Source organism: Hahella sp. NS-SX17 (assembly GCF_057367735.1).
Genome location: NZ_CM170632.1, coordinates 2,609,820 through 2,633,940, shown reverse-complemented (window position 1 = coordinate 2,633,940; position 24,121 = coordinate 2,609,820). Strand labels below are relative to the sequence as shown.

At 50.3% G+C, this 24,121-nt stretch carries 16 protein-coding genes, 2 tRNA genes and 3 rRNA genes; 9 read left to right on the top strand and 12 right to left on the bottom strand.

Going from position 1 to position 24,121, the window contains the following annotated elements:
- Window positions 1-13 precede the first annotated feature (13 nt).
- Window positions 14-922: a U32 family peptidase gene (locus AC2IBB_RS11875; protein WP_486333062.1), complete on the top strand. Its 909-nt coding sequence runs from the start codon at window positions 14-16 to the stop codon at window positions 920-922.
- 26 nt (window positions 923-948) lie between these two features.
- Here the strand turns inward: AC2IBB_RS11875 and AC2IBB_RS11870 are convergent, their stop codons facing one another.
- Window positions 949-1,692, bottom strand: a complete 744-nt coding sequence (locus tag AC2IBB_RS11870) for a substrate-binding periplasmic protein (RefSeq protein ID WP_486333061.1) — start codon at window positions 1,690-1,692, stop codon at window positions 949-951.
- A gap of 202 nt (window positions 1,693-1,894) precedes the next feature.
- Between AC2IBB_RS11870 and potA the strand changes: the two genes are divergently transcribed.
- Genes potA through AC2IBB_RS11850 form a run of 4 tightly spaced genes read left to right on the top strand, consistent with a single transcriptional unit; the run spans window position 1,895 to window position 5,663 of the window.
- Complete coding sequence (gene potA, locus AC2IBB_RS11865) at window positions 1,895-2,992, top strand: spermidine/putrescine ABC transporter ATP-binding protein PotA (protein ID WP_486333060.1); 1,098 nt, start codon at window positions 1,895-1,897, stop codon at window positions 2,990-2,992.
- 1 nt (window position 2,993) lies between these two features.
- Complete coding sequence (potB, locus tag AC2IBB_RS11860) at window positions 2,994-3,860, top strand: spermidine/putrescine ABC transporter permease PotB (protein WP_486333059.1); 867 nt, start codon at window positions 2,994-2,996, stop codon at window positions 3,858-3,860.
- The gene (gene potC / locus AC2IBB_RS11855) at window positions 3,844-4,617 is read left to right on the top strand and encodes a spermidine/putrescine ABC transporter permease PotC (RefSeq protein WP_486333058.1); all 774 of its coding nucleotides are present in this window, start codon (window positions 3,844-3,846) and stop codon (window positions 4,615-4,617) included. Before potB ends, potC begins: the two co-directional genes overlap by 17 nt.
- Entirely contained in the window at window positions 4,614-5,663 is a 1,050-nt protein-coding gene (locus tag AC2IBB_RS11850; protein ID WP_486333057.1) for an extracellular solute-binding protein, read from the top strand. Before potC ends, AC2IBB_RS11850 begins: the two co-directional genes overlap by 4 nt.
- A gap of 60 nt (window positions 5,664-5,723) precedes the next feature.
- Here AC2IBB_RS11850 and AC2IBB_RS11845 read toward each other — a convergent pair whose 3' ends face one another.
- Entirely contained in the window at window positions 5,724-6,542 is an 819-nt protein-coding gene (locus tag AC2IBB_RS11845; RefSeq protein ID WP_486333056.1) for a GNAT family N-acetyltransferase, read from the bottom strand.
- Between the two features lie 272 nt (window positions 6,543-6,814).
- On the opposite strand from AC2IBB_RS11845, the gene AC2IBB_RS11840 reads away from it, so the two are divergent.
- A complete protein-coding gene (locus AC2IBB_RS11840; protein WP_486333055.1) occupies window positions 6,815-9,709 on the top strand; it encodes an insulinase family protein in 2,895 nt (964 codons plus the stop codon).
- Window positions 9,710-9,760: 51 nt separating this feature from the next.
- Here the strand turns inward: AC2IBB_RS11840 and AC2IBB_RS11835 are convergent, their stop codons facing one another.
- Window positions 9,761-10,249: a GNAT family N-acetyltransferase gene (locus tag AC2IBB_RS11835; RefSeq protein ID WP_486333054.1), complete on the bottom strand. Its 489-nt coding sequence runs from the start codon at window positions 10,247-10,249 to the stop codon at window positions 9,761-9,763.
- 173 nt (window positions 10,250-10,422) lie between these two features.
- Here AC2IBB_RS11835 and imuA point away from each other — a divergent pair, with 173 nt between their 5' ends.
- The 3 genes from imuA to AC2IBB_RS11820 are packed head-to-tail and all read left to right on the top strand — an operon-like array spanning window position 10,423 to window position 15,660.
- On the top strand, window positions 10,423-11,106 hold the full coding sequence (gene imuA, locus AC2IBB_RS11830) for a translesion DNA synthesis-associated protein ImuA (RefSeq protein ID WP_486333053.1): 684 nt from the start codon (window positions 10,423-10,425) through the stop codon (window positions 11,104-11,106).
- A 33-nt stretch (window positions 11,107-11,139) separates the two neighbouring features.
- Window positions 11,140-12,546 (top strand): Y-family DNA polymerase, encoded by a 1,407-nt coding sequence (locus tag AC2IBB_RS11825; protein ID WP_486333052.1) that lies wholly within the window; start codon window positions 11,140-11,142, stop codon window positions 12,544-12,546.
- A 15-nt stretch (window positions 12,547-12,561) separates the two neighbouring features.
- Window positions 12,562-15,660, top strand: coding sequence for an error-prone DNA polymerase (locus AC2IBB_RS11820; protein WP_486333051.1), 3,099 nt, complete (start codon window positions 12,562-12,564; stop codon window positions 15,658-15,660).
- A 113-nt stretch (window positions 15,661-15,773) separates the two neighbouring features.
- Here the strand turns inward: AC2IBB_RS11820 and rrf are convergent.
- The 9 genes from rrf to AC2IBB_RS11775 all read right to left on the bottom strand — a co-directional run bounded on the left by rrf (window position 15,774) and on the right by AC2IBB_RS11775 (window position 24,042).
- Window positions 15,774-15,886 (bottom strand): 5S ribosomal RNA (rrf, locus tag AC2IBB_RS11815).
- 117 nt (window positions 15,887-16,003) lie between these two features.
- A 23S ribosomal RNA gene (locus AC2IBB_RS11810) occupies window positions 16,004-18,894 on the bottom strand.
- Between the two features lie 318 nt (window positions 18,895-19,212).
- A tRNA-Ala gene (locus tag AC2IBB_RS11805) sits at window positions 19,213-19,288 on the bottom strand.
- A gap of 48 nt (window positions 19,289-19,336) precedes the next feature.
- Window positions 19,337-19,413 (bottom strand) — tRNA-Ile (locus AC2IBB_RS11800).
- 113 nt (window positions 19,414-19,526) lie between these two features.
- Window positions 19,527-21,061, bottom strand: a 16S ribosomal RNA gene (locus AC2IBB_RS11795).
- The 16S, 23S and 5S rRNA genes sit together here with 2 tRNA genes alongside, the layout of an rRNA operon.
- Before the next feature lie 420 nt (window positions 21,062-21,481).
- Window positions 21,482-22,684 (bottom strand): formate-dependent phosphoribosylglycinamide formyltransferase, encoded by a 1,203-nt coding sequence (gene purT, locus AC2IBB_RS11790; protein WP_486333050.1) that lies wholly within the window; start codon window positions 22,682-22,684, stop codon window positions 21,482-21,484.
- Between the two features lie 32 nt (window positions 22,685-22,716).
- Complete coding sequence (locus AC2IBB_RS11785; RefSeq protein WP_486333049.1) at window positions 22,717-22,899, bottom strand: DUF1289 domain-containing protein; 183 nt, start codon at window positions 22,897-22,899, stop codon at window positions 22,717-22,719.
- 33 nt (window positions 22,900-22,932) lie between these two features.
- Complete coding sequence (locus tag AC2IBB_RS11780; RefSeq protein ID WP_486333048.1) at window positions 22,933-23,454, bottom strand: gamma carbonic anhydrase family protein; 522 nt, start codon at window positions 23,452-23,454, stop codon at window positions 22,933-22,935.
- Between the two features lie 6 nt (window positions 23,455-23,460).
- Window positions 23,461-24,042 carry an NUDIX hydrolase gene (locus tag AC2IBB_RS11775; protein ID WP_486333047.1) on the bottom strand — a complete coding sequence of 194 codons (582 nt, stop codon included), beginning with the start codon at window positions 24,040-24,042 and terminating at the stop codon, window positions 23,461-23,463.
- Window positions 24,043-24,121 lie beyond the last annotated feature (79 nt).

Below are 24,121 nucleotides of genomic sequence, written 5' to 3'. Positions count from 1 at the left end.
AAGGCGCAGTACTATGAAAATTTCTCTGGGTCCCCTGCCTTATTTCTGGCCGAAAGACATGGTCGTTCAATTCTATTCACAGGTCGCCGCCGCGCCGGTCGATATTGTCTATCTCGGAGAAACTGTCTGTTCCAAGCGCCGGGAGATGAACTTGCGCGACTGGCTGGACATCGCTGACACACTGCTTGATGTGGGAAAAGAGGTTGCGCTTTCCACTCTGGCGTTAATAGAAGCGGAGTCTGAATTAAAAACTCTGCGCGCCATCTGCAAGGCGGCTAATGCTAATGATCGCCTGAGCGTGGAAGCCAATGACATGGCCGCGGCGCACCTGATGTCGGAAGCCGGCAAGCCCTTCATCGCCGGCCCTTACCTGAATCTCTATAACGCGCCAGCGCTGGAAATCATGCGCCAGACAGGCGCGAAACGCTGGACGCCGCCCGTAGAAATCAGCCGTCACGCCCTGGAGGGAGTTCTGGGGAGTCTCGCCACGCCCATTGAAACCGAGTTATTCGCTTACGGACATCTTCCCCTCGCCCTCTCCGCCCGTTGCTTCACAGCCAGATCCGAGGGACTGCCCAAGGACGACTGTCGCTTCGTCTGTAAGAAATACCCACAAGGCATTCCCACACGGAGCCAGGAAGGCGAAACCTTGTTCAACCTCAACGGCATTCAGACGCAGTCCGGCAAGTGTTATCACCTGCTGAATCAATGGCGCGATCTGCAACATGCGGGTGTGAACGCAATTCGTTTGAGTCCCGAGTCGCCGGATACCCTTCAGGTCGTAGAGAGTTTAGCGCTGGCGCTCAAACAGGAGCAGGAGATGGTCCTGCCTTACCAGCTCAACCACAGCAACGGCTACTGGAGCCGAATCCCAGGTATGGAGCTGGCGGCGGGACCGCAGGAAACGCCTCACTTATCCTGAGGCTTATCCCGGAGACAAAATCAGACTTAAAAATATCCCTGCATGATTTTATCGACGTCGATCTTTTTCAGGCCCTCGCTGAACACCTTGGCGAGCTCTTCCCCACGAGGGCCTTTTTTGAAGCAGATATAGAGCTTCTTGTCTTCCAGTAGCGTCGGGTTGAACTCGATTGCGTCAGCGGCGGATTTAAGGCTCGCCTCAGTAGATAACAGGTATTTCATAACGTTTTTGTCCACCACAGCCAGATCGATACGGTCCGACACCAGCTTCATCAGGTTCTTCACGTCATCCCCCGCCTCACTCGCATTGAGCTGTTTGTTGGCCACCATGTCGTCAAACTCAGCAGTATTCACATAACCGCTGACCACACCGATACGATATTTGGCGAGGTCCGGCAGCGCCGACCAGTCAATCTGATGATTTTTGCGTTGGGCGAAACCCAAAGGGCCTGAGCCCATCGGCTCGGACAGGATAAAGTCGTCTTCCAGCTCTTTGGCGTAGTACTCAGGGAAGTAGCCATCATAGGCCGGATCATTCTTGGCCAGGGCCACGGCGCGTTTCCAGGGATAGAATTTTACTTCCAACGTGTAGCCCATGGCGGCGAACGCCTCTTTGGCCACCGCCGCGCTGGCGCCCTGGTTGGCCAGACCTTCCGAGGTATAGGGCGGCCAGTCCAGTGAGGTCAGTTGTACATTCTTACCTTCAGCGCTCACCTCAAGACCTACAGCGGCGATAAAGACAGTCAAAACAGATAGAATAAGGCGCTTCATTAAAGCCTCCTAATTGCGTTGTTCACAGGCGTCATTTCGTCACATCTGGCTAAAGTATAGACATTAAGTCTTAGACCGGAATTGACGTTCGCCATGCAATCCACTTTAATCGCGGGGTTGGAGAGGGTCATACGTTAAACGTTGCCAGAAAAGTCACTTTTCCCGCGATTTTCGCGGAGTCACAGAGTCAGGGTCATACACATTGAGCAAACCGCCCATTCTTACGCTTGCCGACATCACCAAACGTTTTGATACGCAAGAAGTGCTGTCGGGCTTCAATTTAAGCATTGAAGACGGAGAATTCTTTACAGTTTTGGGGCCGTCAGGCTGCGGCAAAACCACCGTGCTGCGTCTGATCGCCGGATTTGAGGGCGCGGATGAAGGGCGCATCATGCTGAACGGGCAGGATGTTTCCATGCTGTCTGCGGAAAAGCGGCCAGTGAATACGGTGTTTCAGAGTTACGCCCTGTTCCCCCATATGACCGTGTTCGACAATGTGGCCTTCGGTCTGAAAATGGCCAAAGTCAGCAAACCGGAAATCGCCGAGCGCGTAAAGGAAGCGTTAGCCACCGTGCGCCTGTCTGATTTCGCCACGCGCAAACCTCATCAGCTGTCAGGCGGCCAAAAACAGCGCGTCGCCATCGCCCGCGCCGTCGTGAATCGACCCAAAGTATTGCTGCTGGACGAATCCCTCAGCGCTCTGGATTACAAACTGCGTCAACAGATGCAGATGGAGCTGAAACAACTGCAGCGCAAGTTGGGCATCACCTTTATCTACGTCACCCACGATCAGGAAGAAGCTCTGTCCATGTCCGACCGCGTTCTGGTCATGCACAATGGACAGGCGCAGCAAGTGGGGACGCCGCGTGAAATTTACGAGTGTCCGAATAATCTGTTCGTCGCCAGTTTTATCGGGGAAATCAACGTTTTTAATGCGGAAATCGTGGAAAGCCTGAGCGATTACCGCTACCTCGCTGCAATGGACGGCTTCAAGCGAGAGATTCACGCCGACCGCCGATTCGAAGCCGGCGACAAAGTACATGTGCTGCTGCGTCCGGAAGACCTGCGGATTGAATATCTGGAGGATGCGCCGGATCGTCCCGGCTTTTCTGGCCAGGTATTGGAGCGTAACTACACGGGACAGACACTGGATTCGCAGATTCAGTTACAGTCGGGACAAACCATCATGGCCAGTGAGTTCTTTGATGAGGACGATCCCGATTTCGACTACAGCATCAACCAAAAAGTCTGGGTCGACTGGGTGCATGGCTGGGAACACGTGATCAAAGCGGAGTCCTGACGTGAGCCAATCGCCTTTTCGCCGTTTCATTATCATTTTGACGCTGGCCTGGCTGGCGCTGTTCGTTCTGGCGCCTCACTTTCTCGTGGTGCTGACCAGCGTAATGACGCCGGATTCCGAGCATCTGGCGGTCTGGCCGGTAACGCTGGACGCCTACGCCCGTATTTGGGAGCCATTATACGCCGACGTTTTCTGGCAGAGTCTGGCGCTGTCCGCCAAGGCGACGCTGATCTGTCTGTTGCTCGGATATCCGTTCGCCTACATTGTCGCCAAGATGTCGCCGGCCTGGCGCGCCTTCATGATGTTCCTGATGATCATCCCCTTTTGGACCAACAGTCTGATACGCACCTACGCCATCAAGCTTTTGCTCGGCAATAAAGGCCTGTTCAACTGGGTGCTGGAGGCCATTGGCGTCATCGATGCCCCTATTCAGATGATTTATACCGAGTTCGCAGTCGTGTTCGGCCTGACTTACATCCTGCTGCCCTTTATGGCGCTGCCGTTGATCTCCAGTTTCGACAAGCTGGATAAGGATCTGATCGAAGCCGGCCACGATCTGGGCGCGGGATTCTGGCAGCGCTTCTATCATATCGTGCTGCCGCTCACTATGCCGGGGGTCGTCGCCGGATGTTTGATCGTATTCCTGCCCGCCATGGGCATGTTCTATGTGGCGGATCTGCTGGGCGGCGCGAAGAACCTGCTGTTGGGCAACATCATCAAGAATCAGTTCCTGGTAGTGAGGGACTGGCCATTCGGCTCCGCTTTCAGCGTCACCCTGATTGTCATCATGGGGATGATGTTATGGCTGTATTACGCCGCCAACAAGAAAGTACAGCGCATGGGAGGCCTCGATGATCAGAATCTTTAAGTCCGGTTTTCTAGGGCTGGTCTTCCTGTACCTGTATCTGCCCATACTGGTGCTGGTGGTCAACTCGTTCAATGAATCCAAGTACGGCTATGACTGGAAAGGCTTCTCCTGGCGCTGGTATGAAAAGCTGTGGAATAACGATGCGTTGATGGACGCCTTCGGCAACTCTCTGCTTATCGCCTGTCTGTCCGCGACGGCGGCGACAGTCATTGGGGCGTTAATGGCGCTGGCGATCTATCGCTACAAGTTTCCACTCAAGAAGACCGCCGGCAGCTTGTTGTTCGTGGTGATGATGTCCCCGGATATCGTATTGGCGATTACCTTCCTGGTTATTTTTATCGCCCTGGGCATTCAATTGGGGTTCTGGTCTCTACTGATCGCCCACATCACATTTTGCCTGCCTTTCGTGGTGATAACCGTTTACGCGCAATTAAAAGGGTTTGACGATAATCTACTGGAAGCGGCGCAAGATCTGGGCGCCAGTGAAAGCCGCATCTTTCGTCTGATCATTTTACCGATTATCCTGCCCGCCGTTATTTCCGGCTGGCTGCTGAGTTTCACACTGTCTTTGGACGATGTCATCATCAGCTCGTTCGTGACCGGACCCGGTTTTGAGATTCTGCCCATTCGGGTTTTCTCAATGGTGAAGGTGGGCGTATCGCCCGAAGTGAACGTATTGGCCACAGTGTTGCTAGTCATTTCTTTAACTCTTGTCACGGTGGTGACGCTACTTATGAAAAGGAAAACCGAAGCATGAAAAAAACCTCCTTTGTAACTGGCTTCCTCTTCGCGGCAGGTTTCCTGTTCGCCGCGATCGGCACAGCCCGGGCTGCGGAAAAAGTGGTCGTGTACAACTGGACGGAATACATACCTGAAGGCGTGCTGGATGAGTTCACCGCCAAGACCGGCATCGAAGTGGAGTACGCCACTTACGAAAGCAACGAGGTCATGTACGCCAAAGTCCAACTACAGCAGGGCAAAGGCTACGACGTTGTCGTACCCTCCGGTTACTACATCTCAAAAATGCGCAAAGAAGGTCTGTTGGCGCCTATCGATAAGTCCAAGCTTTCCAACTTCAAGCACCTGGACCCGAACCTGCTGAACAAACCCTATGATCCGGATAACCAGTACAGCATCCCTTACACATGGGGCAGCACTGGCATCGGCATTAACGCAGAAGCCATCGATCCCAAAAGCATCACCTCCTGGAAAGATCTATGGGACCCTAAATGGAAAGGAAGACTGTTGCTGACGGACGACGTTCGCGAAGTGTTCCACATGGCGCTGAAAATCAACGGGCACTCCGGCAACTCCACTGATCCTGCGGAAATCAAACAGGCTTATGAGCTGCTGAAAACCCTGATGCCCAATGTATTGGTATACAATTCCGACGCGCCCCGCGAACCTTATATGGCCGGTGACGTCAACCTGGGCATGATCTGGAACGGCGAAGTGATTCAGGCGCAACAGGAAAACCCCGATATCCAGTATATCTATCCACAAGAAGGCGCTGCTTTCTGGGTGGACAGCTTCGCCATTCCCGCTGGCTCCGAGAACAAGGAAAATGCGCTCAAGTTTATCGATTTCATGCTACAGCCGGAAATCGCCAAGCGTTGCGTGGAATTCATCGGCTACGCCACTCCCAACAAGTCAGCGCTTAGCCTGCTCGATGAAGAGCTGCGCAACAATCACACCATCTTCCCTCCCGCTGAAGTCATCCAAAAAGGCGACTTTCAACAGGACGTAGGCGAAGCCATGGAGATTTATAACGATTACTGGCAGAAGCTGAAAACCGGCAACTGATCCCGTTCCTCAAGCAAGTCGGAAGTTTAGTCCGGCTTGCTTACTTCCACGCCGCAATCCTTAATCCTTTCCCGATTTACTCTCACCTTCATTGCGACGACATAGACTCGCCTGACGTTCGCTGGGCTGAAATCCCAAAGATTCGTAGATACGCGCTGCGTGGTAGTTTTCGTCCGCCACCATGACCAATGTATCCGCCCGGACAAAACCCGCTTTTGCAGCTGCATGCACCAGAGTATGGCAAATCCCCCGACTCCGATGAGAAGTCTTGGTCAGCACACTCTGAAACCGCCCAATACGTCCATCGAAAAAGAGACCGACGCTCCCCACCAACTCGCCCTGTTGAAACGCGCCGAACCAATCTCCTCTTCCAGCAGCAATCATACTCCGGTACATATCACGAACGCCTTGCAGGAAAGCGACATACTCCTCCTTCGGCTGGTCGACATCCCGCTCCTGCAGCTCAAGCTCATACCAGGCGCGCCAGTCCTCCTCCGACCGCAGCATTCGCACATCAACATCAGCATTAACCTTGTGCGGCTCTAACAACGCGGTTCGCTTTGCAGTGAGGACCGCACATTCCATGTACTCGTATCCCCGCTGCATAAAACTGCTCATATCAGCCCCATCCTCTTCACCGCTGAGGCGCCACTGAAACGCAAAATGCCTGATCCGCGGCGGCGCCCCAACATAACGCGCAAAATCCAACTCCAAGTCAGCCCACCGACCTGCCTGCGGCGGCCTCTTCAACAGCAGGTAATTACCAAAGTAGTAATTGGGATTATGCGGCGTAGTGACCACAACATATCGTCCAATATCCTCCACCCGACCCGAGTATCGGCTGAACATTAAATCAGTCTGTAATCCAAGGCTGGGCATGGATATTTCCTTCCTTACGCCATATTCCAATAATTATAATTCCTTCGTCCTCACCTGAAATTGTTTTGACCACGCCCGCAAATTCTAAAAAATATTTAATATTTCCATCAAAAGTTAGTAAAATCGCGCGCTGTCTCAGCCAGTAGCAGTATATCGGAACGCCATCGAACGGAATCGTCCCAATAAAAACATTCCCACCAATGCAGCTCCGCTATACCAACCCTGATTATTAGTAATCCCCAACCAGATCAGACTGATCATTGGAGTTCTTAGTGTTTTTTCGCTGTATTACACTCTTCATGCACGCAGCCTGCGCTTTGACTTTTTCTTTAAGCGCGAATGGCGAAGCGATTAATCCATTGCTTCCAAAAGATTGTGAACAATCAAAACAATATTCTTACCTTCAGCTTGATAATGGGCTGAAAGTATTGACAATTTCAGACTCATCGTTAAACAAAGCCAGAATTGCCCTAGAGGTTTCTATCGGGACTCAACAAGACCCTCAAGACATACTGGGTATGGCTCACTTTCTGGAGCATATGCTTTTCCTAGGCTCAGAGAAATACCCTGATGCCGACGGCTTACAGACCTATCTGGCGCAGCATGGCGGCTCAACCAACGCCACCACGGATTACAACGCGACAAATTATCACTTTGATGTTGAACCCAAGCACCTGGAAGGCGCTTTAGACCTATTCGCCGACGCAATGTCAGCCCCCAGGTTGGACTCAACATATGTAGGAAGGGAAAGAAACGCAATTCAAGCAGAGTACCAGTATAGAAAAGACATGGTGTATTGGCGTTTGACTGATGCCGCTTCTGAAGCATTCGCCACTAACCATCCAATTACACGTTTCGGGATGGGCAATGCAAAATCTTTTAAGGCCTTCAACGATCAAGAGCTTGCCAATCGAGTAAGAGCCTGGTGGACGACACACTATAGCGCCGAAAAAATGTCTCTGGTCATTAGCGCCCCTCAATCCAACGAAGTCCTGGAGTCACTGGTCAAAGAAAAGTTTAAGCGACTGCCTGTACGTCAGGCGGCCCCCCGAGCAAACCAAGAGCCTCTCAGGCTGAATAGAGTCCCCTCTTTGGTGAAAACCAAGTTCAATGACCTGGAAAGGTACATGATTCTTTACTTCCCCATTTCTGATATTCGGGAAGAATACAAAGCTGCGCCAGAAGAGTTCATTCGCTATTTACTTGAGCAGCAAGTTCCCCAGACTTTATCCAGCAACCTGAGAGGCTACAGTTATGCTAAAGGGGTAAGCGTCCGGTTCAATACAGACGATCCAAGCGCTTCACGGATTGAAGTATATATAAACCTGCACTATAAAGGCGGCGAGCAGTACTGGGACGTTATCAGACGCCTAATGGCTTATGTCGACATCCTGAAGAAAGCACCGCTAGAAGAGTGGAGGTTTACTGAGTTTCGAAAGGCCAGAGGGCTACAATGGTGCTACTTTGACGACCTCAGCATCGCTAATACAGCCCATAACTTGAACCTTTACGGCCCAAACTACGCGCTGGCCAAAGGATATGTCGCAGAAGAATTTAACCCCGCTCTCTACCAAAAGATTCTTGAAGCAATTCGGCCTGATAATATGATGGCGATTGTCACTCACCCCGATTTCGTTCTATCTAAAGAGTCTAAATGGTTCAGCACACCATACTCTGTGAGCATGCTTTCCCCTTCAGAGCAAAAACATTATTTACCAAAGGAAAGCTATTACATGGCTCTTCCGCCCGCAAACCCGTTTTTACCTAAAGGAAAAGTGCACATTGCAGGCGACGATATAGCCGCCACTCCTGAGCTGTTAAACACCCATCAGAATATTAAGGCCTGGTATGGTAAGGATACTAAGGCCGGCAGCCCATTAGCTTATTACTTTGTATCATTGCGCTCCCCAGAAATGGACGAAGATCAGAGAAGTGCAGCGCTTACACAGCTTTTTTGGAGCCTGCTAAGAAAGAAGTTTGAGCATCAAATGCTTATTGCAGAAGAAGTAAATACCACATTAGATATCAAGCGACAGAAAAATGGCATCGCCCTCCACTTCAATGGCTACCCTGAAAGCATAGAGCTTCTTCTCTCGCAAATTTTGGAGGAAATAAAGACTTTTAGGGTTAAAGAACGCCGTTATGAAGGATATAGATATGGATGGATGGAGTTTTTAAACAAGTATACTGAGGAAACCCATCCATTAACCGTTGCGCAAGAAGCAGCGGACAGTATTCTCTACAGCCCTAGTTATAGCCGCTCTGATCTAGGAAAGGGCATGCAAGGCGCATCCTATTCGAGAATGATTAATCTTCTAGAGGACTTCAAGGATAGTTTGCAGGTTACTTCGCTAGCCTACGGCAATATTGAGCAGGCGCAAGCAGAAACATGGAATAAGATGGTGGCCAACGCAATCATCAATAAAAAAAGCACACCGAGAATAAAAGAATACGTGACACGTATTCCAAAAGGCGTCACTCGGTTATTCGAGGAGTCAGTATTTACAGACTCTGTCTCACTAGTCTATGTACAAGGAGACTCTGCAAGCTACGAGGAACGCGCCCATTTCAAATTATTAGAGAAAATGCTATCTGAGTCCTTTTTTAAAGAGCTTAGAACAGAAAAACAGCTTGGATACGTCGTTCACGCAACATCAAATAACTATCTTCATATTCCTGGTATGAAATTTAAAATGCAGTCGCCCGTGTCTGGCCCAGACAAGCTGGAACAGGAAACGCTGAGCTTTATAAAAGACTTCTTCGATATACTTAAGGGCATACAGGAAAAAGATTTTAGCATCTTTAAAAATACGCTGGTTTCAGAGCTAAATGCAGACAAGGAACTGGAAGGCAAAGCTTACGAATACTGGAAAGAAATCAAAAACGGTAGTTTGCACTTTGACGCATCCAAGCGTATGGCCGATGCGGTGGACAGCATCAGCAGGGACGACTTCATAAACTGGTATGGACAGCGCTTTGCAAGCTCAGAAAGTCGGTTGCTGTCCATACTTGTAGAAGGCGACGCTCACAGTATCGATACCCACTGGAAGTCTAAAGTCTCCAGCACACAACTACGCTCGCTTGAGAAATTTCAAAACTCTCATCAAAAGTGGGTCTTGGAAACTCCACAATCCGAAAGCGTTGTACTAGTGCTTAGTAAGCAATAACCCCTGTGAGGCCATAGGACTCATCGCCTGTGGCCTCTGCTCGGACAGCAGCTAATCTCCTAACCACTTATACATCACTAAAGCATCCACCAGTCCAAGCTTTGAGTGGCGAAATGCTTTCGGAAGACGGCCAGCAATCTCGTAACCCAGTTTTTTCCAGAGATTAACCGCAACCTCATTGGTGGAGACCACGAAGTTATACTGCATGGCTTTATATCCATAGCGCTTCGCCATGGATTGCGAGTGCTCGCACAGCGCCGCCGCCACGCCTTTGCCGCGAGCGGCCTCCGCTACCATATAGCCGCAGTTACTGACATGGGAGCCCAAACCCAGCTGATTTTGTTTCAGATAATAGGTACCCAGAACAGTGTCCCCTTCAACCGCGACATAGGTCTTCTGGGGCTGTCGCAGCCATAGTTCAAAGGCTTCTTCCTTGCTGGTGTCTGGGGCGTAGGCGTATGTTTCGCCTGCAGCGACAACTGAGTGAAATATCCGCCAGATCTGCTCAAAATCCTGCTCTAACGCTTCTCTTATTTCCATGACATTCTCGCTCTTATAAGCATTTCTTTTCCCGTCGCCGCTTACTTGAAACGGGGCCCGAGTAGAAGCATAGCGGAATGTTCATGGGCTAAAAAAGGGGACTATTCTCTATTTTTGACAAAAATACTGTTTTTATATACAGTATTTTTGTTTACTCAAATCAACCAAAGCCAATGAACAAACCGACGCTAGAACATGCTATTAACTGCGGCCAGGTATGGCGAGGCAAGCACTTCTCTGCAACGCCTACAAATGGCCTCGACACTGGGTTTCCTTCGCTGAATCAAGCGTTGTCGGACAATGGGTGGCCAGTGGATGGCGTGACAGAAATAGAATATCGAAGCCTTGGCATAGGAGAAGTCAGTCTTTTATTTCCTGCTTTAGCGACTTTGAGCCATCAAGACCAATGGATTCCGTGGATCGCCCCACCTTATCCTTTGTATGCTCCGGCCCTGATCAAAGGCGGCATCCGCCTCCACAATAATCTGGTAATTCATCCACAATCCCGCCGGGACTTGCTTTGGACAATTGAAGAAAGCCTGAAAAGCCCATCAACTGCCGCCGTGCTGGCATGGCCTGAAAGCATGCGCCCTGAGCATGTGCGTCGCCTACAGATCATCGCCGCACAACAGCAAAAACCTTGCTTTCTGTTTCAAGACAAGCAGCAGTCCAGCACGCCCAGCGCATTGAGAATCCGCCTGAGCGCCCTCCCTCAAGGAGGCTTATGTGTGGATATCAACAAACAACGCAGAGGATGGGCCACTGGCAAGGTAACCCTCAATATCATGCATTCGCACACGTTGTTTGGGTTGGCCAAACCACATCTCTCTCTGGCCCCCGGCATCGTGGATAGTTAAAGAAGCAAATAAGTTCAAAGGCGTCATAACCTTATGCGGTGGCTATATTTATACCTTCCTCATCTTTACGCAGAAACCTGGAGCGCCAGCTTCAGGGAAGACCGCCCCACCGCCCTGATTCATGAGTCAGGCTCTGTGATTATTGACGCAAACGCGAGCGCTTCCAGCTCAGGCGTGGACATTGGGATGCTATTAAATACAGCGTTCTGCCTGTGCCCGACCTTGCAGGTCCTGAGTATCAAACCTTACAAACAAACCCAGGCTATTCATCGCGCCGCGCAAATCGCTAACCGCTTTTCATCATGGGTAGGCCTGGACGAGCCTGACGGCCTATATCTGGAAGTCGCCACAATGAAGCGCTTATATGCAGCGCCCTCTCATTTGCGAGAATCTATTCGACAAGCTTTTTCAGCCATTGGGATAACTGTATTGTGCGCCACCGCGCCGCACCCTAAAGCAGCACGCATCCTTGCACGTTCAGAAATAGAAAAGGACGTGAACGTAGAGAGCTTTTGGCATGTGCTAAGACAGCTTAAATTAGGTCACCTAAAGCTGAAAAGCCGCATTGAATACAAACTGCGCAAGCTAGGGCTAAAGACTATTTATGATATCGCCAAGCTTCCAAGTTGCGATCTGGCGTACCGAATCGATGCGGAACTTGCTCAATATCTTGACCATGCTTTGGGTCGCAAGCCCTGGCGGCCCTCGCCATTTCCTACGCCAAGCCGCTTCAAAAAGCGGTTAGATCTGGAGCAGGAGTTTGAAAGCCTGCAGCCTCTACTTTTTTACTTGGCTAAAGCCATCAAAGAGTTTTGCCATTTTTTGCAGGAACGCTGTCTGATCTGTCAGTTACTGGAAGTGCGTCTGGTTCATCGCAAACGACCGCCGACACTGGAGAAAATCAGGCTTGCACAGGGAGACAATCGCGCCGAACCCTGGCTCTACATGCTTAATATGAGCCTGGAAAGAATAAATCTTTACGCCCCAGTGGTGACGATTGAGTTATATGCTTCGCAATTTGAGGACGCGCCGCAGCAATCAGAGTACTTATTCGCCCATTTCAATGAAAATATCGCCACAGAAAAAGCTCGCTTAATAAACCGGCTGGCGGCCCGACTGGGCTCCGACTGCATGCACTTTATTACCCTCACTACCGACCACAGGCCAGAGCTCAAAACCCAACAAACGCCTCAATCTGTGGTCACAAAAACTCCAGCATCACAACCTCTACTTCAACCACTTTGGCTATCGCCAACCCCATTACCTGTCGATATTGAAGCTTATAGACTGCTCCACGGGCCATTACGCATAGATTCAGGGTGGTGGGATAAGCAGGCAATACAGCGAGACTACTATGTCGCAGCCACCCCAACCAACTGCTTGCACTGGGTTTTTCAAACATCCGAAAAACAGTGGTTTATCCATGGTTTTTTTTCCTGAATCCGACGTTTCCCTATGTCTTTCGCCGAACTCCATTGCATCAGTAACTACTCATTCCTAAAAGGCGCATCCCACCCTGAAGAACTGGTGCAGCAAGCTATTCTTCAGGGTTATAGCGCTTTGGCGATCACAGATGAGTGCTCTGTAGCTGGAGCGGTTAAAGCTTGGCGTGAGCTTCAGAAGTTAAGGGAGGAAGTCCCTGATGTATCCGCTTTTAAGTTGATTATCGGCAGTGAGTTTCATTATGAGGACAATTGCTTTGTCGTATTGGCTCCACACAAAAAAGCTTATGGCGAGCTTTGCCGCTTTATAACCTCTTGTCGGCGAAATGCAGAAAAAGGAAGCTATCACTTTTCTCCTTATGACCTCATAAAGAATATTAAGCAGGGCCTTTTACTTTGGCGCCCCAAACAGAGCGACTCAGAATTTTCCCCCCCTTTAGCGAAAGCCTTCCAAGACCGTTTATGGCTACTATTGGAACTGTCTCTATCTGAAGAAGACGGCTCTAGGCGAGATTTAGTGCAAACACTTTCTCTCGCCCACAACCTCCCTGTTGTATGCAGCAACGGCGTCAATATGCATATCCCTGAGCGAAAACGCCTGCATGATGCGCTAACAGCCATTCGCCTCAATCAACCTGTCCACTCCATAAAAGAGCACCTTCCCCATAATGCAGAAAGCTACCTGCGTCCCCTAAGTGAAATACGCGCTATTTACCCTTCTTTCTCCATTAAAGAAAGCTTGACCATCTCAGCAAGATGCTCCTTTGAGCTGAATGAGATCCGCTACCAATATCCCAAAGAAGTTGTTCCAGAAGGAAGCGACCCTAGCGCCTATTTGCGTCTACTAACTTTCCAAGGGGCCCACCTCAGATATCCGAAAGGCATACCTGAAAAGGTTCTGGCGACGCTAGAGAGAGAGCTAAAGATCATCAGTGAATTAGAATACGAATATTACTTCCTGACCATCTATGACATCGTTAATTACGCAAGAAAATCGGACATCCTCTGTCAGGGTCGAGGCTCAGCCGCAAATTCTGTGGTGTGTTATTGCCTGGGTATAACCGCCGTAGACCCTACTAGAGCCAGCCTTCTCTTTGAACGCTTTATATCGAAAGGACGCGACGAGCCTCCCGACATTGATGTGGATTTCGAAAATGCGCGCAGAGAAGAAGTAATCCAATATCTCTATCAACGCTATGGCCGCGAACGCTGTGCAATTGCTGCGACTGTCATTACTTATCGCCCCAAAAGCGCACTGCGAGACCTGGGAAAAGCGCTGGGGGTTGACCTGATGCAGCTCGAAAATGTGATCGCCAATTATGGGTGGCGCTATCGTGGTCAAAACTGGATCGATGAAGTGATCACACCTCAGGTTTCTCAAGACAACCACCTCCTAACATGCTTTAAAGGGCTGCTACCTGAGTTGTTGGGTTTTCCAAGACATTTATCACAACACGTAGGCGGTTTCGTTTTATCCGCAGGCCCTCTCGTCGAGTTGGTTCCAATAGAAAACGCCGCCATGGAAGAGCGTACAGTCATACAGTGGGACAAAGATGATCTTGAGTCTCTTGGCTTAATGAAAGTCGACGTATTGGCGTTAGGCATGCTGACTGCACTGAAGAAGTGTCTTGTATATGTCAGCGAACTGACGAAAAAAGATTTCACTCTGGAAAGCATCCCCAAAAAAGAAGACCCCAAAGTCTATGCCATGCTACAGAGAGCAGACACCGTAGGCGTATTTCAGGTAGAGTCCCGCGCCCAGATGAATATGCTGCCTCGCCTCAAGCCCGAAAAATACTATGATCTTGTTGTACAGGTAGCTATTGTCAGGCCAGGCCCGATTCATGGCGACATGGTGCACCCTTATCTACGCAGACGTCATAACCTGGAAGATCCAAGTGATGTCCCCTTACCAGAGCTAAAACCCATACTGAAGCGAACGTTTGGCGTCCCAATTTTCCAGGAGCAGGTGATCGCCATCGCCATAGTCGGCGCGGGCTTCACGTCCGAAGAAGCAGAAGAACTGAGGCGCTCTATGGCCAGCTGGAAACGCCGCGGCCACATGGGTAAGTTGATGGATAAGCTGATAACCAATCTACTGAACAAAGGCGTTTCCAAGGAGTACATTCAACGCCTATGTCGACAAATAGAAGGCTTCGGTGAGTACGGTTTTCCTGAGTCCCATGCCGCCAGCTTTGCGCTGCTGGCATATCATTCAGCCTGGCTAAAGTATTATTATCCGTCTGCTTTTTGCTGCGCGCTCTTAAATAGTCAACCCATGGGCTTTTATGCTCCCTGGCAATTAGTGCAAGACGCGCAACGGCATGGCGTCCTCGTATTGCCAATAGATATAAATAACAGTTACTGGGAGCATCGCCTGGAACCGCACCTAAATATAATTCAAGAAGGCGCCTTGAGGCTGGGGCTAAAATTTGTCAAAGGACTATCTAAAGAAGCTGCTGCTTCTATCATTCAGCATAGAACCAATGGTGGGTTTCACACCCTCGCTCAAGTGATGCGTCTACCTAACGTATCCAGAGATGACCTTGAAGCCCTTGCTTCCGCCAACGCTCTGATTTCATTAGGCAACCATAGATACCAACAACGGTGGGAGTGTTCAGGCTTCCTTTATTACTACCAGCTTTTTTCCGAGTTTGAATATAAAGCCTCAGGCTTCTCCCCTCCCAATCGCTTGGACAGCATCTGTGAAGACCATGCCAGCACAGGTTTAGTGCTGGATGATCACCCACTAGCCTACCTTCGAGAGTCTAACTTAATCCCCCAATGCCTAGTGGCGGATGAGCTATTGGAACAAAGAGCAGGCGTTAAGACTTACGTAGCAGGAATCGTCATTAACAGACAGCGCCCTAAAACATCGACAGGCGTCACTTTTATCACTCTCGAGGATGAAACTGGATCCATTAACATCATTGTTTGGAAAGAAATAGCAATGGCTCAGATGGACGCACTCGTCAAAGCACGCTTACTGATGGTATATGGAGAACTGGACAAGGATGAGGAAGGTAAATTGGCGCATGTTATCGCCCATCGACTGATTGATCTGACGCCGCAACTTGAAGAGCTGGCGTCGAGATCGAGAGACTTTCACTAATTATTTTAAGTTATGACAGGGAGAGAAGGGCCTGGAGCGAGCTTATGTTTCGGCCTGGGCTAAATGACAGGCATAAAAAAACCCGCCACAAGGACGGGTTCTTCGTATTAAGAGCCTGACGACGACCTACTCTTGCATGGGAATCCACACTACCATCGGCGCTGGACTGTTTCACTTCTGAGTTCGGAATGGGATCAGGTGGTTCCAGTCCGCTATGATCATCAGGCAAAACTGTTAAGCTTTGTCTTAGTTCTAGCTTGTCTAGTTGGCGCTTGGTCAGAAGACCTTTAACTTGGATAAGCAGTTATACTCAATCAATACCGGTAAATTACTTCGGTGTTATATGGTCAAGCCTCTCGGGCAATTAGTACTGGTTAGCTCAACGCCTCGCAGCGCTTACACACCCAGCCTATCAACCTCGTGGTCTACAAGGGCCCTTTAGGAGGATCAAGTCCTCAGGGAGATCTTATCTTGAAGGGGGCTTCCCGCTTAGATGCTTTCAGCGGTTATCCCGTCCGAACGTAGCTACCGGGCAATGCGATTGGCATCACAACCCGAACACCAGCGGTTCGTTCACTCCGGTCCTCTCGTACTAGGAGCAACTCTCCTCAAATCTCCAACGTCCACGGCAGATAGGGACCGAACTGTCTCACGACGTTCTAAACCCAGCTCGCGTACCACTTTAAATGGCGAACAGCCATACCCTTGGGACCGGCTTCAGCCCCAGGATGTGATGAGCCGACATCGAGGTGCCAAACACCGCCGTCGATGTGAACTCTTGGGCGGTATCAGCCTGTTATCCCCGGAGTACCTTTTATCCGTTGAGCGATGGCCCTTCCATACAGAACCACCGGATCACTAAGACCTACTTTCGTACCTGCTCGACGTGTTTGTCTCGCAGTTAAGCGCGCTTATGCCTTTACACTAACCGTACGATGTCCGACCGTACTTAGCGCACCTTCGTGCTCCTCCGTTACTCTTTTGGAGGAGACCGCCCCAGTCAAACTACCCACCACACAGTGTCCTCGACCGGGATTACCAGTCAGAGTTAGAACCTCAAACATGCCAGGGTGGTATTTCAAGGATGGCTCCACGAGAACTGGCGTCCTCGCTTCAAAGCCTCCCACCTATCCTACACAAGCAGGTTCAAAGTCCACTGTGAAGCTATAGTAAAGGTTCACGGGGTCTTTCCGTCTAGCCGCGGATACACTGCATCTTCACAGCGATTTCAATTTCACTGAGTCTCGGGTGGAGACAGCGCCCCCATCGTTACGCCATTCGTGCAGGTCGGAACTTACCCGACAAGGAATTTCGCTACCTTAGGACCGTTATAGTTACGGCCGCCGTTTACCGGGGCTTCGATCAAGAGCTTCGCTTACGCTAACCCCATCAATTAACCTTCCGGCACCGGGCAGGCGTCACACCCTATACGTCCACTTTCGTGTTTGCAGAGTGCTGTGTTTTTAATAAACAGTCGCAGGGGCCTGGTATCTTCGACCGCCTTCCGCTCCAGCCGCAGGGCTTTCACGTACATGACGGCGTGCCTTCTCCCGAAGTTACGGCACCATTTTGCCTAGTTCCTTCACCCGAGTTCTCTCAAGCGCCTTGGTATTCTCTACCTGACCACCTGTGTCGGTTTGGGGTACGGTTTCGTATTGCCTGAAGCTTAGAGGCTTTTCCTGGAAGCTGGGCATCAATCACTTCACTCTCTTAAAGAGAGCTCGTCATCACCCCTCAGCATTGTGTGTCCGGATTTGCCTAAACACACTGCCTACAGGCTTAAACCTGGACTACCAATCCCAGGCTGACCTAGCCTTCTCCGTCCCCCCATCGCAGCAATACAAAGTATCGGAATTTTAACCGATTTCCCATCGACTACACCTTTCGGTCTCGCCTTAGGGGCCGACTCACCCTGCGCCGATTAGCGTTGCGCAGGAACCCTTGGTCTTCCGGCGTGCGGGTTTTTCACCCGCATTATCGTTACTCATGTCAGCATTCGCACTTCTGATACCTCCAGCAGACCTCTCGATCCACCTTCATCAGCTTACAGAACGCTCCCCTACCACTCATCCATTGGATGAATCCGCAGCTTCGGCGCCATGTTTGAGCCCCGTTACATCTTCCGCGCAGGCCGACTCGACTAGTGAGCTATTACGCTTTCTTTAAAGGATGGCTGCTTCTAAGCCAACCTCCTAGCTGTCTGTGCCTTCCCACATCGTTTCCCACTTAACATGGACTTGGGGGCCTTAGCTGGCGGTCTGGGTTGTTTCCCTCTTCACGACGGACGTTAGCACCCGCCGTGTGTCTCCCGGATATCACTCTACGGTATTCGGAGTTTGCATGGGGTTGGTAAGTCGAGATGACCCCCTAGCCCAAACAGTGCTCTACCCCCGTAGGTGTTCGTCCGAGGCGCTACCTAAATAGCTTTCGGGGAGAACCAGCTATCTCCGAGTTTGATTGGCCTTTCACCCCCAGCCACAAGTCATCCGAATCTTTTTCAACAGATTTCGGTTCGGTCCTCCAGTTGATGTTACTCAACCTTCAACCTGCCCATGGCTAGATCACTCGGTTTCGGGTCTACGCCTAGCGACTAATTCGCCCTATTCAGACTCGGTTTCCCTACGCCTCCCCTATTCGGTTAAGCTCGCCACTAAACGTAAGTCGCTGACCCATTATACAAAAGGTACGCAGTCACAGAATAAATCTGCTCCCACTGCTTGTACGCATACGGTTTCAGGTTCTATTTCACTCCCCTCACAGGGGTTCTTTTCGCCTTTCCCTCACGGTACTGGTTCACTATCGGTCAACTGGGAGTATTTAGCCTTGGAGGATGGTCCCCCCATATTCAGTCAAGATAACACGTGTCCCGACCTACTCGATTTCACTTTGATAAGATTTCAGATACGGGGCTGTCACCCACTATGGCCGCACTTTCCAGAGCGTTCTCCTATCTGTCACAAAGCTTAAGGGCTGATCCCCGTTCGCTCGCCGCTACTGAGGGAATCTCGGTTGATTTCTTTTCCTCGGGGTACTTAGATGTTTCAGTTCCCCCGGTTCGCCTCCTACACCTATGGATTCAGTGCAGGATACCTGATAAATCAGGTGGGTTTCCCCATTCAGAGATCGCCGGGTCAAAGGTTATTTGCCACCTCGCCGACGCTTATCGCAGGCTTTCACGTCTTTCATCGCCTCCAGTTGCCAAGGCATCCACCGTATGCGCTTATTCACTTGACCATATAACCCGAAGTAATTTCATTACTGCCATCACTTCAAGCTATACAGCGCTGGTTTCACCGTAACAATAATTCGCCGATATTGCGCTTGAGTATAACTACTCAGTAAAACCTATCCGTTGAGTGACAAATAAACTTCATCTGTCACCACGTTGGTTTTTACTTTGCTTATCCAAATTGTTAAAGAGCTTCTCTGACCAAATGCCAGAAACCAATACAGTCATCTTTCTGAAACTTTCATGCTGTATTCGTTTCTATCATCTGATACCGTCAGACTTCACTTACTTAATCGTCAACCGTACTACTACCATTCTATGAATGGTGGAGCTGAGCGGGATCGAACCGCTGACCTCCTGCGTGCAAGGCAGGCGCTCTCCCAGCTGAGCTACAGCCCCATAATCTTCCTAATCACACTTAGCTATTCACCAAGAACAAGGAAATTCTGGTGGGTCTGGGTGGACTTGAACCACCGACCTCACCCTTATCAGGGGTGCGCTCTAACCACCTGAGCTACAGACCCAGAACTTGCAATCTCTCGATTGCGTCACGGGCCTGATGACCCTTAAGTAAGCTCTCTACTCGCCAATCAAGCAATTTGTTGTGGACGCCAAACTAAGACAGTTGGATATCGTTTAAGGAGGTGATCCAGCCGCAGGTTCCCCTACGGCTACCTTGTTACGACTTCACCCCAGTCATGAATCACACCGTGGTAACCGTCCCCCCGAAGGTTAGACTAGCTACTTCTGGTGCAACCCACTCCCATGGTGTGACGGGCGGTGTGTACAAGGCCCGGGAACGTATTCACCGCGACATTCTGATTCGCGATTACTAGCGATTCCGACTTCATGGAGTCGAGTTGCAGACTCCAATCCGGACTACGAGACGCTTTAAGAGATTAGCTCCACCTCGCGGCTTCGCAACCCTCTGTACGCCCCATTGTAGCACGTGTGTAGCCCTGGCCGTAAGGGCCATGATGACTTGACGTCGTCCCCACCTTCCTCCGGTTTGTCACCGGCAGTCTCCCTAAAGTTCCCACCCGAAGTGCTGGCAAATAGGGACAAGGGTTGCGCTCGTTACGGGACTTAACCCAACATTTCACAACACGAGCTGACGACAGCCATGCAGCACCTGTCTCAGAGTTCCCGAAGGCACCAATCCATCTCTGGAAAGTTCTCTGGATGTCAAGGCCAGGTAAGGTTCTTCGCGTTGCTTCGAATTAAACCACATGCTCCACCGCTTGTGCGGGCCCCCGTCAATTCATTTGAGTTTTAACCTTGCGGCCGTACTCCCCAGGCGGAGAACTTATCGCGTTAGCTGCGCCACTAAAGTCTCTAAGGACCCCAACGGCTAGTTCTCATCGTTTACGGCGTGGACTACCAGGGTATCTAATCCTGTTTGCTCCCCACGCTTTCGCACCTCAGCGTCAGTTTTTGGCCAGAGGGCCGCCTTCGCCACTGGTATTCCTCCAGATCTCTACGCATTTCACCGCTACACCTGGAATTCTACCCTCCTCTCCAAAACTCTAGTCGCCCAGTTCTAAGTGCAGTTCCCAGGTTGAGCCCGGGGATTTCACACCTAGCTTAAGCAACCGCCTACGCGCGCTTTACGCCCAGTAATTCCGATTAACGCTCGCACCCTCCGTATTACCGCGGCTGCTGGCACGGAGTTTGCCGGTGCTTCTTCTGTAGGTAACGTCAACTGCAGTTGATATTAGCAACTGCCCTTTCCTCCCTACTGAAAGTGCTTTACAACCCGAAGGCCTTCTTCACACACGCGGCATGGCTGGATCAGGGTTGCCCCCATTGTCCAATATTCCCCACTGCTGCCTCCCGTAGGAGTCTGGACCGTGTCTCAGTTCCAGTGTGACTGATCATCCTCTCAGACCAGTTACGGATCGTCGCCTTGGTAGGCTCTTACCCTACCAACTAGCTAATCCGACATAGGCTCATCTGTTAGCGCAAGGTCCGAAGATCCCCTGCTTTCCCCCGTAGGGCGTATGCGGTATTAATCCGAGTTTCCCCGGGCTATCCCCCTCTAACAGGCAGATTCCTATGCATTACTCACCCGTCCGCCGCTCGTCAGCTCCCGAAGGACTGTTACCGCTCGACTTGCATGTGTTAAGCCTGCCGCCAGCGTTCAATCTGAGCCATGATCAAACTCTTCAGTTTAAAGAGTGTGAATCAATAAGATTCTTAATCTTGCTCAAGTTAAAACTACTGTACTCTTGAGTGATTGCTCACTCATGAATTGTACGAGTCACTAACTTAAGACTTAATCTTTTCCAGATCCGCCTCAGTTAGCGCCCACAACAAATTGCTTGATTAACTTTTTAAAGAACTTTCTCTTTCGGAGAACCTCTCCGACCGAGGCGCGCATTCTACACTTTCAAACCTCTGTGTCAACTCCTTTTTAGCGCCGCCGACTCTCTCGAACCAGCTCTTTTCCCTTCCCTCCGAACGGCTTCCCCGTCGAAGTGGGGCGCATTATACGCACATCCTTTTTCCCGTCAACTCCATTCTTTCACTTTTATTGAAAAAATTCCTGAGGGGCAATTTATAAGTGAAGCACACACTTTTTATTTTACAAGCTCACTCTTCTCTCATTTTCGGCTCAAGCTCGACAATAATGCTGTCAGCCGCTTCTTGCGCGAGCCTCTTCGCCGCATCAACGCTTTCGGATTGAGCTAAGACCACTCCCATTCGACGCTTGCCATGAACTTCCGGCTTACCGAAAAGTCTCACCTGAACGTCAGGCTTAGAAAGCGCGGCATCAAGGGATGAGAAGCACACGCGAGAAGAGTCGCCCTCGACCAATAAAGCGACAGAGGCTGATGCTCCCATTTGTTTAATAGCAGGAACAGGCAGGCCTAGTAACGCTCTTGCATGAAGAGCAAATTCAGATAAGTCCTGAGACACTAAAGTAACAAGTCCTGTATCATGAGGCCGTGGCGATACCTCGCTAAAGAAGACATCATCCCCCTTCACGAAAAGTTCTACGCCAAAAATCCCGTAGCCTCCAAGTGCTTTCGTCACCTGTTCAGCTATGTCTTGCGCCGCCTCCAGCGCTGTAGCGCTCATGGGATGCGGCTGCCAACTTACGCGATAATCGCCATCAATTTGCAGATGTCCAATAGGGGCGCAGAAAGATGCGCCACCAGCGTGACGCAACGTTAAAAGCGTAATTTCATAGTCAAAGTCTACAAATCCCTCCACGATGACTTTCCCCCGCCCCGCTCGACCACCCTCCTGAGCATACCGCCAAGCGCGGTCAACATCACTTTCGTTGCGAACAACACTTTGGCCCTTCCCAGATGAACTCATGATGGGCTTAATTACGCATGGGACGCCAATTGTGCTAACGGCTTCCCGAAACGACTCGAAATCAGCAGCGAACGCATAAGGGGAGGTCCGCACCCCTAACTCCTCAGCCGCAAGCCGACGAATTCCTTCTCGATTCATTGTCAAGTTAGCCGCCCTAGCGCTAGGAACGACGTTGAATCCTCTTTGCTCAAGCTCGATAAGTTCTGACGTTGCAATGGCTTCGATCTCTGGAATAATAAAGTTTGGAGCTTCAAGCTCAACCAACTCTCGCAACTGCTCAGGATTGAGCATATCGATCACATGAGATCGATGAGCAACCTGCATTGCCGGAGCATTCGGATAGCGGTCCACTGCGATTACTTCGACACCAAACCGCTGCAGTTCAATCGCCACCTCTTTTCCCAGCTCACCACTACCCAAAAGCATCGCACGCGTCGCCACATCCGTCAGCGGAGTTCCAATTTTCACCATAGCCTTTCTTCTCCTGTAAATATTCAAGTGACTTAAATGACGGACTTGCGTTCTCTGTCAGCCACTTTTTTCAACACATCCATGCGCTGTTCGTTACTCATTCGAGACCAAGCAGCTATCTCCTCAACGCTCCGGTGACAACCAATGCAGATATCATCGTTATCCAAAGCGCAGATACTGACGCATGGCGAACGCACGATTCGCTCACCATCCATTCGATTCTTACTCTCATTCATAAATATGTAATGTCAGGCAGGCTGCAAAGAACGTGTATATTTGAGGGCATTATCTACATAGTGTTCAGCGCTGACGATAAGCTGCTTTTTTTCTTCCTTGCTCAACTCGCGCCTCACTTTTCCAGGAGAGCCAATTACCAAACTGCCATCCGGTATCACAACACCTTCGGGAATCAATGCATTAGCGCCGATGATACAAAAGCGCCCAATTTTGGCGCCGTTAAGCACAACAGCATTGATACCGACCAAGCTGTAGTCGCCCACATCACATCCATGCAGCATGGCGTGATGCCCTACCGTTACCCCCTCTCCCAACACAATCGGGCAACCAGAGTCAGTGTGTAACACGGCGCAGTCCTGAATGTTCGATTTTGGCCCAATGGATATTTGATCGTTATCCGCCCGGACCACTGCCCCAAACCAAACACTAGACTGAGGGTGCATCACCACTCGTCCTATTACTGCTGCATTCGGCGCTATAAAGCATCCGTCCTCAGATATCTCAGCCAAATCATCGCCTAAGTTAAACCTCATATGCGTTCAATCCCTACCTTCAGTAAAGCTGCCAATTCTTCGATTAAAGGAAACCCTGAAAAAGTCCATCAATATGATGGCGGAAACACCCCAGATTTCATAATCGCCGTAATACCAGCAAGGCACTTGTAATCGATATTGCTCAAAATTGATTTTATCCAGCCGATCAGGCTCATTTTCCAAGAAAAAGCTCACCGGAGCCTTAAATACGCTGTGTAGTTCGCTCGGGTCAGGAATTAACTCTACGTCAGGGTCGACAACCCCGACATAAGGGGTGACTGCAATACCATAACGGGAAATCACCTGATTAAGGCCGCCAATCACTTCGATCTTTTCAGAAGACACTCCCACTTCCTCAAATGTCTCCCGCAGTGCAGTGTCCCGCAGGTTCTGATCTGAAGGGTCTCGCATCCCACCCGGGAAAGCCACCTGTCCACTATGAGTCTTCATGTGCTGCGCACGCTTGGTCAGGATAATCTGCGGACAATCTTCCCGGGTAATAGGCACCAGAACCGCCGCTTCAGGGAAGTCGTTGGGAAAACGCCTAGGTTGATTGGAGCTTAAGGTAGCAATGATTTTATCAAGCATGACCGACTACGAAACAATGAGGAAAACAAGGAAAGATACCATACAAGTTCGGGGTAATGTATGGTGCAATATGATGCGC